This is a genomic window from Tibeticola sp., from assembly GCF_022759015.1.
Classification (GTDB): Bacteria; Pseudomonadota; Gammaproteobacteria; order Burkholderiales; family Burkholderiaceae_C; genus Tibeticola; species Tibeticola sediminis.
In genome coordinates, this window is sequence record NZ_JAEMQB010000123.1 from 1 (window position 1) to 10410 (window position 10410).

Here is a 10410-nt window from a genome sequence, read left to right on the forward strand (position 1 = left end):
GCACGCTGGTCAGCGCCGCGGTCAGGGTCGTCTTGCCATGGTCGACGTGACCAATCGTGCCCACGTTCACGTGCGGCTTGGTCCGCTCGAATTTCTCTTTTGCCATTTTTTCGACTCCGAAAAAAATTGAACCCAACGGAAACCGGGTGGGAGACGACGCCACCCACCCGAATCTGGTGCCCTTGGCGGGAATCGGACCCGCGACCTCTCCCTTACCAAGGGAGTGCTCTACCACTGAGCCACAAGGGCGAAATCTCTGCCACCGACAAACGACCAAGCTGGAGCGGGAGACGGGAATCGAACCCGCGTCATTAGCTTGGAAGGCTAAGGTTCTACCATTGAACTACTCCCGCATCGTTCACGCGGCAGCACGCCCGCGGTGAGTCCATGCGTGGAAAAACCTGTTCCAATCGCTCGTCGCTCGTCTGCTTGCCAAGCCGGCCAACAGCTTGGTGGAGGGGGCTGGATTCGAACCAGCGTAGGCGTAAGCCAACAGATTTACAGTCTGCCCCCTTTAGCCACTCGGGCACCCCTCCGCAGCGCAGCCATCAATTATGCCACGTTTCGGCCGCCACGGCTGGAATTTTTTGAAGGCGACGGCGCTGCGTGGCGTTCGAGTGGGTCGTCTTCACGCATCGGTGAGCACCCACCAATCGATCCGGTCGGCGGTGGCTTGAAAGTGGCTGCCTTCAGCCATGAAGCGACGATGAAAGTCGTTCGAAGGGTGACGGGTCGTGAGTACCGGTGCCGCGACGGGCGGCGCGCCTGCGAGGCTTGCCTCGAAAAACCGCTGCGCGTGGCTTCCCCACAACAGAAACGCCGGGGCTGGAGGTCGTTGCGCCAGCCAGCGCACGATCGCGCCCGTCAGCAGCTGCCAGCCGACGCGGCCGTGGCTGTTGATTTTCCCGACCTCGACGGTCAAGGTCGGATTGAGCAGCAACGCGCCCTGGGTCGCCCAGGCGTCGAGGCGCCCGCTGCGCGGCCGGCGCCAGCCGGGTCGGTCGGCTTCGAGGATGTCGAAGATCCGGCGCAGGGACGGCCGGCTGCTCGTGGGCGCGGAGAAAGCGAGGCCATCGGCATGGCCGGCGCCCGGATAGGGATCCTGCCCGAGGATGACGACTCGGACCTGCTCGGGCGAGACGAGCCGCAAAGCGCGAAAAGGATCTGTCGGGGCCATCGGCGCCGACCCGGACACCCGCCGCACCGCGTCCGAGATGCGCTGCTCGAGTGCCGCATCCCACTCGGGCAGAACGGCGCGCCACGCGTCCGGCGCGTGCGCAAACGCCCGGGGCAGATCGTCGGCCCTCATGCAAACAGTTCGGCCAGCGCGAAGCCAGGGTCCCGCGCGCGCATGAAGGCTTCGCCTACGAGGAATGCGTGTACGTCGGCGTCGCGCAGGCGTTGCACGTCGCTGCGCGTGAGGATGCCGCTTTCGGCGACGACGATGCGATCGGCTGGCACGCGCGGGCGCAAGGCGAGCGTGGTGTCGAGCGTGACCTCGAAGGTCCGTAGGTTCCGGTTGTTGATGCCGATCAGCGGGGTCTGAAGGCGCAGGGCGCGTTCGAGCTCGCCCGCATCGTGGACTTCGACCAGCACGGCCATGTCGAGGTGACGCGCGATGGCCTCGAAGTCGGCCATCTGTGCGTCGTCGAGGCAGGCGGCGATGAGCAAAATCGCATCTGCACCCATGGCGCGCGATTCAAAGACCTGCCAGGGGTCGATGAGAAAGTCTTTGCGCAGCACGGGTAAAGGACAGGAGGCCCGCGCTTGCTTGAGGTAGTCCGCCGAACCCTGGAAAAACGAGGTGTCGGTGAGCACCGAGAGGCAAGCCGCCTGGACGTGCCCGTCGCCCTCGGCATAGCTTTGGGCAATGTCGGCGGCGTAGAAGTCCTCGCGCAGCACGCCGCGCGAAGGGCTGGCTTTTTTGACTTCGGCGATCACCGCGGCCTGCCCCGCGTCGAGCTTGCGGCGCATGGCGCCGAGGAAATCGCGGGTGAGCACGCGGCTTTCGGCGTCGGCGCGCATGGCGGCGAGCGGTTTCTTCTTCTGGCCGGCGGCGACTTCTTCGCGCTTGACGGCCACGATGCGTTGCAAGATGTCGTTCATGGGGTGTCGGGCGGCTTGCGAGCCGCGGCTTCTTGGGTTGGGGGCGGCGCCTTGAGCACTTTGACGATCACCCGGTGCATGACCCAGGCGACGAGCAAAAACAGCACCGAGATGCCGATGGCGATCCAAGCGCCCGGGTCACGCAAGAGGCTGGCCATCTCAGCGCGCTCCGGCCAGTTCGCGGGTGAGCGCGACGAAGCGGTGCAAGCGCTCGCGCGCCGCGCCCGAAGCGATGGCTGCGCGCGCACGGGCGATGCCCTCTCCAATGTCGGCGCAGACATTGGCCGCATACAGCGCCGCGCCGGCGTTGAGGATGACGATGTCGCGCGCCGGGCCGGGCACATCGTCGAGCACCTCGGTCAACAAGCTGCGCGAGGCCTCGGGCGTCTCGACGCGCAGCGCGCGGTTGCTCGCCATCGGCAGGCCGAAGTCTTCGGGATGGATTTCGTATTCGCTGATCTCGCCACCCTTGAGCTCGCCGACGAGGGTGGCCGCGCCGAGACTGATTTCGTCCATGCCGTCGCGGCCGTAGACGACGAGCGCGTGCTCGGCACCGAGCCGCTGCAGCGCGCGCACCTGGATGCCGACGAGATCGGGGTGGAACACGCCCATGAGGATGTTGGGCGCGCCCGCGGGATTGGTCAGGGGGCCGAGGATGTTGAAGATCGTGCGCACGCCGAGTTCGCGCCGCACCGGCGCCACGTTCTTCATGGCCGGATGGTGGTTGGGCGCGAACATGAAGCCGATGCCGACCTCGGCGATACAGCGGGCGATGGCTTCGGGACTGAGGTTGATGTCGGCACCAAGGCTCTCGAGCACATCGGCGCTGCCGCTTTTGCTCGAGACACTGCGCCCGCCGTGCTTGCTGACCCGAGCCCCCGCGGCGGCGGCGACGAACATCGCGCAGGTCGAAATATTGAAGGTCTGCGCGCCGTCCCCGCCGGTGCCGACGATGTCGACGAGGTGCGTGGTGTCGGCCACCGGCACTTTGGTGGAAAACTCCCGCATGACCTGCGCCGCCGCGGTGATTTCACCGATGGTCTCTTTCTTCACGCGCAGGGCCGTGATGAGGGCAGCCGTCATGACCGGCGAGAGCTCGCCGCGCATGATGAGGCGCATGAGATGAAGCATCTCATCGTGAAAGATTTCCCGGTGTTCGATGACGCGCTGCAGCGCTTCCTGGGGCGTGATGGGCATGAAAGGGTCTCCTCGAAAAACATCAGCTCGCCGGGCCGGCGGCACCAGCCAATTTGATACCGAAGGCCACGAACAGCACGCCTGCGGCACGGTCGAGCGCACGGGTGGCGCGCTCGAGCCGGTGGCCGGCGCGGCCCAGCCCATGGCGCATCCACGCCGCCATGGCCGCCCAGCCCAGGTTGACGAGCAAACCGTTGGCGTTGAACAAGAGGCCCAGCGCAATGAACGCGCGTGTCTTGTCGGCCGCGTCGGGCGCGATGAACTGCGGCACGAAGGCCAGGAAGAACAAGGCGACCTTCGGATTGAGCGCGTTGGTCCAAAAGCCGTTCAAAAAGGCATCTTTGAAGCTTTTTACCCCGAACGCCGGCGTGATTCGGTCGTTTGTTGCTATTGATTTGATATCAACCCCTCCGGGATGGCGCAGCAGCCGCAGGCCGACCCAGAGCAGGTAAGCGGCGCCCACGAGCTTGAGCACGAGGAAGGCCTGACCCGAAGCGGCCAGCAGCGCACCCACGCCGGCCGCCGCCGCCACGATGTGCACGAAGCAGCCCGCTGCCACGCCGAGTGCTGCGGCCGCCCCGGCGCGGAAACCCGCGCGCAAGCCCTGCGTGGTCACGCACAGCACATCCGGGCCCGGCGTGAGGTTGAGCAGCAGGCCCGCAGCGACGAACAGCAGGAGATGGTGGGCGTCTGGCATGGCGGCTTCTTCAATGTCCGGGACGGTCAGGACGCGCCGTCGAGGAAGTTCTTCAGCAGCGCGTGCCCATGCTCGGTCAGGATGGACTCGGGGTGGAATTGCACGCCTTGCACGTCGAGCTCGGTGTGCCGCACGCCCATGATCTCGCCGTCGTCCGTCCAGGCCGTGATCTTCAAGCACGAGGGCAGAGTCTCGCGCTCGATGGCCAGCGAGTGGTAGCGGTTGACGGTGTAGCGCTCGGGCAGCCCGGCGAACACGCCCTCTTGCGTGGTGGTGATGATGCTGGTCTTGCCGTGCATGAGCTGCTTCGCCCGCACGATGCGTCCGCCGAAGGCCGCCCCGATGCTCTGGTGCCCGAGGCACACGCCGAGTATGGGCAGCTTGCCGGCGAAATGCTCGATGGCGGCGACCGAAATGCCCGCCTCGGCCGGGGAACACGGCCCCGGCGAGATGACCAGCCGATCCGGCGCGCGCGCGGCGATGCCCTCGAGCGTGATCTCGTCGTTGCGAAACACTTCGACCTCGGCGCCGAGCTCGCCGAAATACTGCACGAGGTTGTAGGTGAACGAATCGTAGTTGTCCACCATCAGGAGCTTGATGCGGTTCGTCATGGCGTTCACTCCAGACCTTCCTCGACCCGTTCGGCCGCACGCAGCAGCGCACGCGCCTTGTGTTCGGTTTCGCGCCATTCCATTTCGGGCACCGAGTCGGCCACCACGCCCGCGGCGGCCTGCACATAGAGCTGGCCGTCCTTGACGATGCCGGTACGGATGGCAATGGCCAGATCCATGTCACCGGCGTAGCTGAGATAGCCGCAAGCGCCACCGTAGAGGCCGCGCTTGCTGGGCTCGAGCTGGTCGATCAGTTCCATCGCGTGAACCTTGGGCGCGCCGGTGAGCGTGCCTGCGGGGAAGGTGGCTTTGAGCACGTCCATGCTGCTCATGCCGTCTTGCAGGAGGCCCTCGACGTTGCTCACGATGTGCATGACATGGCTGTAGCGTTCGACGACGAAGGCCTCGGTGACCTTGACCGAGCCGATTTTGGCGATGCGGCCGATGTCGTTGCGCGCAAGATCGATGAGCATCACATGCTCGGCGCGCTCCTTCGGGTCGGCCAGCAGCTCCTGCTCGATCGCTTGGTCGGCCTCGGGCGTGGCGCCGCGCGGCCGCGTGCCCGCGAGCGGACGGATCGTGACCTTGTCGCCCGCCGCCGTGTGCTCCTGCCGCACCAAAATCTCGGGCGAGGCACCGACGACATGGAAGTCGCCGAAGTGGTAGTAATACATGTACGGGCTCGGGTTGAGCGAGCGCAGCGCGCGGTAGAGCGACAGCGGCGACTCGGTGTAACGCTTCTTGAGTCGCTGCCCGACCTGCACCTGCATGAAGTCGCCCGCCTCGATGAGCCGCTTGGCGCGCTCAACCGCCGCGAGATAGTCGGCCTTGGCGAATTCCCGCTCGACCGGGTAGCTCTGCGTGGGCTTGACCACCGGCGCGCTGACCGAATATTGAAGCTGCTCCTTGAGCTCGCGCAGCCGCTTCTTCGCCGTCAAGTAGGCCTCGGGCTGGGCCGGGTCGGCATAGACGATGAGGTAGAGCTTGCCCGAGAGGTTGTCGATGACGGCCAGTTCCTCGCACTGCAGCAGCAGGATGTCGGGGCAGCCCAGAGTGTCCGGCGGGCACGAATGCACGAGTTTTTTCTCGATGTGCCGCACCGTGTCGTAGCCGAAGTAGCCGGCCAGGCCGCCACAAAAACGCGGCAGCCCCGGGCGCAGCGCCACTTTGAAACGCTGCTGGTAGGCCGCGATGAAATCGAGCGGATTGCCCTGCGCGGTTTCGATCACGACGCCATCGCGCACCACCTCGGTTCGGGCCGCATCGCCAAAGCCGCTGGCGCGCAGCAGCGTGCGCGCGGGCAGGCCAATGAAGCTGTAGCGGCCGAAACGCTCGCCGCCCACGACGGATTCGAGCAAAAAGCTGTAGCGCCCGCCGTCCTTCCCGTGCGCAAGCTTGAGGTAGAGCGACAGCGGGGTTTCGAGGTCGGCAAAGGCCTCGATCATCAGCGGGATGCGGTTAAAGCCTTGGCCGGCGAGGCTTTTGAATTCGAGCTCGGTCATCATGAAGCGCATCTCTTCGGGTGGCCAGACGCAGCACACAGGCCACGTCGGCAGGGGTCATACGGGAAGGGGGTGAGGGCACCGTGCCCGCTGCGGGCGGGAAACCGAACCGGTGCCGAGCGCGCGAAAACGCGCAGGCTCAAAGCGGCAGCACAGGCGAGCGCCGCCAGGGCCAAGCCCCCCGGGGCCGGCTCTGCCCCGGAGCATCCAGCAGCTCAGTGCGTAGCGAAGCGACGTTCATGATGCAGCCAGTTTAGCAAACGTCTCGTCCAAACCGCCAAACCGCATACCCAGCCGCCCAGGGCGCTCGCCATCCCTCGAACAAACCCTGATGCACGACGGCCCGATCGGTCGGACAATCAAGCGCCATCGAACGACCGTTCACATTTCTGAGGAGCCTCGAGATGAATTTTTCCCGCAAACGCTTTCTGATGTCGTGCCTGTTGCTGCTGGCCTCGGGTTGGGCCGCGGCTGCGCCCTTGGAGGTCGCGGGCGTGAAAGTCGACGACAGCGTGGAATTGGCGGGCAAGACGCTGGTGCTCAACGGCGCGGGGGTGCGCACCAAGGCGATCTTCAAGGTCTATGTCGCAGCCCTCTACCTGCCGCAAAAGGCCAACACACCCGAAGCGGTTTTGGCCCTGCAAGGCCCCAAGCGCATGCACATCACCATGATGCGTGAAATCGACACCAATGAACTCGGCAAGTTGTTCACGCGCGGCGTCGAGGACAACACACCCAAAAGCGAAATGTCCAAACTGATTCCGGGCCTGATCCGGATGGGCCAGATCTTTGCCGAGCAGAAGAAGCTCTCGCCCGGTGAAACCTTCAGCATCGACTGGATTCCGGGGAAAGGAACCATCATCACCGTCAAAGGCCAGCCGCAGGGCGAACCGTTCAAGGAACCTGAATTCTTCAACGCCATGATGCGCATCTGGCTCGGCCCCAACCCGGCCGACTGGCGGCTGAAAGACGCCCTGCTCGGCAAACCCGCGTGAACGGCACGGGTGATGGTTTGCCCGGATGGCTGCGGGCATGATTTGGTCTATGCTGAAAGAACGAGTTTTGCCCTATAGGAGCCTTCCATGAACCGTCTGTTCCGTTTCTTTCTGGCGCTTTTTGGCGCCGCCCTCATCGCGCAGGGCGCGCAGGCTGCGGATGCGCCGATCAAGGTGGTCTACCACCTGAACGAAGGCATTCCGCAGGCGTCGCGCGCCATCGGCAACATCCGCAATCACCTGGCGGCCGACCCGACGGTCCAGATCGTCGTCGTCACGCACGGCCTGGGCATCGACTTTCTGCTCGAAGGTGCGACCAACCAGCAAGACCAGCCGTTTGCCGGCTCCATCAGCGACCTGGCCAACAAGGGCGTGGAGTTCCGCGTGTGCAACAACACGCTGGTTGCGCGCAAGATCGACCCCAAGCGGCTCGTGATGGAAGCCAAGATCGTGCCCTCGGGCGTGGCCGAAGTCGCCAAGCTGCAGGCCCGCGAAGGCTACGTCTACCTCAGGCCCTGACTCGGGACACGCTGAACCCGTCCCTCGCAACGGCGCCTTCGGGCGCCGTTGCCCTTTTCGGCCATGGGCAAAGACGGGGACGCTTATCATCAAGCCCATGCACCCGCCCGAGATCGACATCCGCGTCCAAACCCGCTACGTGCCCGAAGCCTCGGAGCCGATCGACGAGGTGTATGGCTTTGCCTACACCATCACGATCACGAATCTGGGCGACGCGGCGGCCCAGCTCATTTCGCGCCATTGGGTGATCGAGGACAGCGACGGCCATCTCGAAGAGGTGCGTGGCCTCGGCGTCGTCGGACACCAGCCGCTGCTGCAGCCCGGCGAATCGTTCGAATACACCAGCGGCTGTCGCCTGCACACGCCCACCGGCACCATGCGCGGCAGCTATCAGTTCGTGACCGAAGAGGGCGACCCCTTCCTCGTCGCCATCCCGCCCTTCGCGCTCGACGCCACCGGACAGCTCGGGCCGCGCACGATGCATTGAACCTCAATCCGGCAGTTGACCGCTACTCGCGACATGCAAGGTCTTAAGGCAACGCTGAACAAGTCCCTCGCGCGCCGCGCATCCCGCGCGCCATCACGGGAACTGATTCAGCGTTGTCTTGATGTCTCAAAAGTCTTGGGTGCGGAGTCCGTTCACCGCTCCCATGAGCGCGACGCGCCCGGACGAGCCACCCAGGCACACCCATGACCCTGCGCATCGGCATCACCGCTCGCTTGCTGCATGAACCGCCGGCGGGCCTGGGCCTGCCGCTCAAGCCTTTGCAGTTCCTCGAGAGCTCCATGGCGCACTGGATCATGGCGCATCGCGCCCTTGCGCTGATGGTTCCCTTCATCGACGAGCACGCGCCCTACGCCATGGACCGTGCGCCGATCGAGGACATCGTGCAGTTGCTCGACGGCCTGGTGCTTCAAGGAGGCGTGGACATTGCCCCCGAGACCTATGGCCAGGCGCCCCTGCCCGGCCCCTGGCCGCACGACCCGGTGCGCGACCGCTACGAGCTTGCGCTGCTGCGCGCCTTCCTCGCCGTGGGCAAGCCGGTGCTGGGCATCTGTCGCGGGGCGCAGCTGCTCAACGTGGCGATGGGCGGCACGCTGGTGCAGGACATCCCCACGCAGCGCCCCGGTGCCGCCGTGCACCAGGACCTCACGCGCTACGACCGCTTGAGCCACCCGGTGCGCTTCCTCGACGGCTCGCTGTTGCAGCATCTTTACGGCCGCGCACCGCATCGCGTCACCAGCATCCACCACCAGTGCGTCGACCGCCTGGGTGCGGGGCTGGTGGTCGAAGCGATCAGCCCCGAGGACGGCATCATCGAAGCCATCCGGGTCGAGGGCGATGCGTTCGCGCTCGCGCTCGGCGTGCAATGGCATCCGGAATTTCACCTCACACCGCGCGATGCAGCCGAGTGCCTGCTCGACAGCGCGCCGATGATGCAGCGCTTCCTCGCCGCCGCCCGCGCCCGCGCCGATCGGCATCGCCGGGTCAGCGCGGCGGGCTCCAGCACCTCGGCCACGGCCCTCCCTCCTGCGCCATGACGTCTGAGCCTCTGCCTGCTGCCGCCCGGTCTTTGGGCGAATTCGAGTTGATCCGCCGCTACTTCCAGCGCGAGGCCGGCCGCGCCGCACCCGGTGTCGCCCTGGGCATCGGCGACGACTGCGCGCTGCTCGCGCCGACGCCGGGGATGCAGATCGCCGTCTCGAGCGACATGCTGGTCGAAGGCCGGCATTTCCTGAGCACCGTTGCGCCCGAGCGGCTGGGCCACAAGGCGCTGGCGGTGAATCTTTCGGACCTTGCGGCCTGCGGCGCGCGGCCGCTGGCCTTCACGCTCGCGCTGGCCCTGCCGCGGCCAGACGCCGCCTGGCTGGAGGGTTTTGCGCGCGGGCTGTTCGCTTTGGCCGATGCGCATGGCTGCGCGCTGGTGGGCGGCGACACCACCGCCGGTCCGCTGAACCTGTGCATCACCGTCTTCGGCGAGGTGCCACCGGGCCAGGCCCTGCGGCGCAGCGGCGCGCGCGTGGGCGACGAGCTGTGGGTCAGCGGCACACCGGGCGAGGCGCGGCTGGCGCTCGAGGTGTTTCGCGGCACGCTCTCGCTGCCGCAGGCCGCGTTCGAGCGCGTGCGCGCACGCATGGAAACCCCGACCCCGCGCGTGGCGCTGGGGCTCGCGCTGCGCGGCATCGCCAGCGCCTGCGCCGACGTGAGCGACGGGCTCGCGGGCGACCTCGGACACATCCTCACCGCAAGCGGCGTCGGCGCGTGCATCGACGCGGCAACTGCTACATCTTTACTAGCGAAGCCGGACCAATTGGCGCTGGGATACGGCGAAATTCCCGCGGAAAAACGTCTGGAGTGGGTGCTCGCCGGGGGCGACGACTACGAACTCGTATTCACGGCCCCGGCCGCGGCGCACGAAGCGGTGTTGCGCGCCGCCCAGGCGGCCGGCACGCCGGTCACGTGCATCGGCACGATCGAAGCCGCGCCGGGCCTGCGCCTGCGCGCTGCCGACGGCCATGTCCGCCCCTGCCCCTACGGCGGCTTCGACCATTTCGCCGCCCGAGTTGCCGCCGAAGTCGGGGTCAGCGCTGCGGATAATGAAACCATGCCCATCGAAACCGCGCCCTCCGCTGCATCCCCCGTAACCCCCGCAGCACGCCCCGCCTCGAGCCTGCCGCCGCTGCCGCCGCGGGCCACGGCGCGCTTCATGCTCGCGCATCCGGCGCATGCGATTGCGCTGGGCTTCGGCTCGGGCCTGTCACCGGTCGCGCCGGGGACGGCC

The 10410-nt window shown here is 66.5% G+C and carries 12 protein-coding genes, 3 tRNA genes and 1 pseudogene; 5 read left to right on the forward strand and 11 right to left on the reverse strand.

The window, feature by feature from the left end:
* The 11 genes from JHC36_RS07840 to trpE form a co-directional block, all read right to left on the reverse strand.
* The coding region (locus tag JHC36_RS07840) for a GTP-binding protein (RefSeq protein WP_287917984.1) at positions 1-106 on the reverse strand (106 nt) is incomplete at its 3' end.
* Between the two features lie 68 nt (positions 107-174).
* Positions 175-249: transfer RNA gene (locus JHC36_RS07845), tRNA-Thr, on the reverse strand.
* A gap of 30 nt (positions 250-279) precedes the next feature.
* Positions 280-353 (reverse strand) — tRNA-Gly (locus JHC36_RS07850).
* A 97-nt stretch (positions 354-450) separates the two neighbouring features.
* Positions 451-536: transfer RNA gene (locus JHC36_RS07855), tRNA-Tyr, on the reverse strand.
* A gap of 92 nt (positions 537-628) precedes the next feature.
* Entirely contained in the window at positions 629-1309 is a 681-nt protein-coding gene (locus JHC36_RS07860; protein WP_287917959.1) for a uracil-DNA glycosylase, read from the reverse strand.
* Entirely contained in the window at positions 1306-2106 is an 801-nt protein-coding gene (trpC, locus tag JHC36_RS07865) for an indole-3-glycerol phosphate synthase TrpC (RefSeq protein ID WP_287917962.1), read from the reverse strand. The genes JHC36_RS07860 and trpC overlap by 4 nt, the downstream gene beginning before the upstream one ends.
* Positions 2103-2264 (reverse strand): hypothetical protein, encoded by a 162-nt coding sequence (locus tag JHC36_RS07870; protein ID WP_287917965.1) that lies wholly within the window; start codon positions 2262-2264, stop codon positions 2103-2105. The genes trpC and JHC36_RS07870 overlap by 4 nt, the downstream gene beginning before the upstream one ends.
* Before the next feature lies 1 nt (position 2265).
* Positions 2266-3303 (reverse strand): anthranilate phosphoribosyltransferase, encoded by a 1038-nt coding sequence (gene trpD / locus JHC36_RS07875; protein WP_124220984.1) that lies wholly within the window; start codon positions 3301-3303, stop codon positions 2266-2268.
* Positions 3304-3325: 22 nt separating this feature from the next.
* Positions 3326-4000, reverse strand: coding sequence for a LysE family translocator (locus JHC36_RS07880; RefSeq protein WP_287917968.1), 675 nt, complete (start codon positions 3998-4000; stop codon positions 3326-3328).
* Between the two features lie 26 nt (positions 4001-4026).
* Entirely contained in the window at positions 4027-4611 is a 585-nt protein-coding gene (locus JHC36_RS07885) for an anthranilate synthase component II (protein WP_287917970.1), read from the reverse strand.
* A gap of 5 nt (positions 4612-4616) precedes the next feature.
* On the reverse strand, positions 4617-6116 hold the full coding sequence (gene trpE / locus JHC36_RS07890; protein WP_124220990.1) for an anthranilate synthase component I: 1500 nt from the start codon (positions 6114-6116) through the stop codon (positions 4617-4619).
* A gap of 401 nt (positions 6117-6517) precedes the next feature.
* On the opposite strand from trpE, the gene JHC36_RS07895 reads away from it, so the two are divergent.
* The 5 genes and pseudogenes from JHC36_RS07895 to thiL all read left to right on the forward strand — a co-directional run.
* Positions 6518-7108 (forward strand): chalcone isomerase family protein, encoded by a 591-nt coding sequence (locus JHC36_RS07895; RefSeq protein ID WP_287917974.1) that lies wholly within the window; start codon positions 6518-6520, stop codon positions 7106-7108.
* Positions 7109-7195: 87 nt separating this feature from the next.
* Positions 7196-7627: a DsrE family protein gene (locus JHC36_RS07900; RefSeq protein ID WP_287917976.1), complete on the forward strand. Its 432-nt coding sequence runs from the start codon at positions 7196-7198 to the stop codon at positions 7625-7627.
* Between the two features lie 97 nt (positions 7628-7724).
* A complete protein-coding gene (gene apaG / locus JHC36_RS07905; RefSeq protein ID WP_287917979.1) occupies positions 7725-8114 on the forward strand; it encodes a Co2+/Mg2+ efflux facilitator ApaG/CorD in 390 nt (129 codons plus the stop codon).
* A 203-nt stretch (positions 8115-8317) separates the two neighbouring features.
* A complete protein-coding gene (locus tag JHC36_RS07910) occupies positions 8318-9169 on the forward strand; it encodes a gamma-glutamyl-gamma-aminobutyrate hydrolase family protein (RefSeq protein WP_287917981.1) in 852 nt (283 codons plus the stop codon).
* A 32-nt stretch (positions 9170-9201) separates the two neighbouring features.
* Positions 9202-10185, forward strand: a pseudogene (gene thiL / locus JHC36_RS07915) (thiamine-phosphate kinase); the annotation flags it as partial.
* Between the last annotated feature and the right edge of the window lie 225 nt (positions 10186-10410).

What these genes read in the sequence shown, in the direction of transcription:
- JHC36_RS07860 (WP_287917959.1), bottom strand. Translation starts at nt 1,309, where the DNA reads ATGAGGGCCGACGATCTGCCCCGGGCGTTTGCGCACGCGCCGGACGCG.
- JHC36_RS07880 (WP_287917968.1), bottom strand. Translation starts at nt 4,000, where the DNA reads ATGCCAGACGCCCACCATCTCCTGCTGTTCGTCGCTGCGGGCCTGCTG.
- JHC36_RS07895 (WP_287917974.1), top strand. Translation starts at nt 6,518, where the DNA reads ATGAATTTTTCCCGCAAACGCTTTCTGATGTCGTGCCTGTTGCTGCTG.
- JHC36_RS07885 (WP_287917970.1), bottom strand. Translation starts at nt 4,611, where the DNA reads ATGACGAACCGCATCAAGCTCCTGATGGTGGACAACTACGATTCGTTC.
- trpD (WP_124220984.1), bottom strand. Translation starts at nt 3,303, where the DNA reads ATGCCCATCACGCCCCAGGAAGCGCTGCAGCGCGTCATCGAACACCGG.
- trpE (WP_124220990.1), bottom strand. Translation starts at nt 6,116, where the DNA reads ATGATGACCGAGCTCGAATTCAAAAGCCTCGCCGGCCAAGGCTTTAAC.
- JHC36_RS07870 (WP_287917965.1), bottom strand. Translation starts at nt 2,264, where the DNA reads ATGGCCAGCCTCTTGCGTGACCCGGGCGCTTGGATCGCCATCGGCATC.
- JHC36_RS07910 (WP_287917981.1), top strand. Translation starts at nt 8,318, where the DNA reads ATGACCCTGCGCATCGGCATCACCGCTCGCTTGCTGCATGAACCGCCG.
- apaG (WP_287917979.1), top strand. Translation starts at nt 7,725, where the DNA reads ATGCACCCGCCCGAGATCGACATCCGCGTCCAAACCCGCTACGTGCCC.
- JHC36_RS07900 (WP_287917976.1), top strand. Translation starts at nt 7,196, where the DNA reads ATGAACCGTCTGTTCCGTTTCTTTCTGGCGCTTTTTGGCGCCGCCCTC.
- trpC (WP_287917962.1), bottom strand. Translation starts at nt 2,106, where the DNA reads ATGAACGACATCTTGCAACGCATCGTGGCCGTCAAGCGCGAAGAAGTC.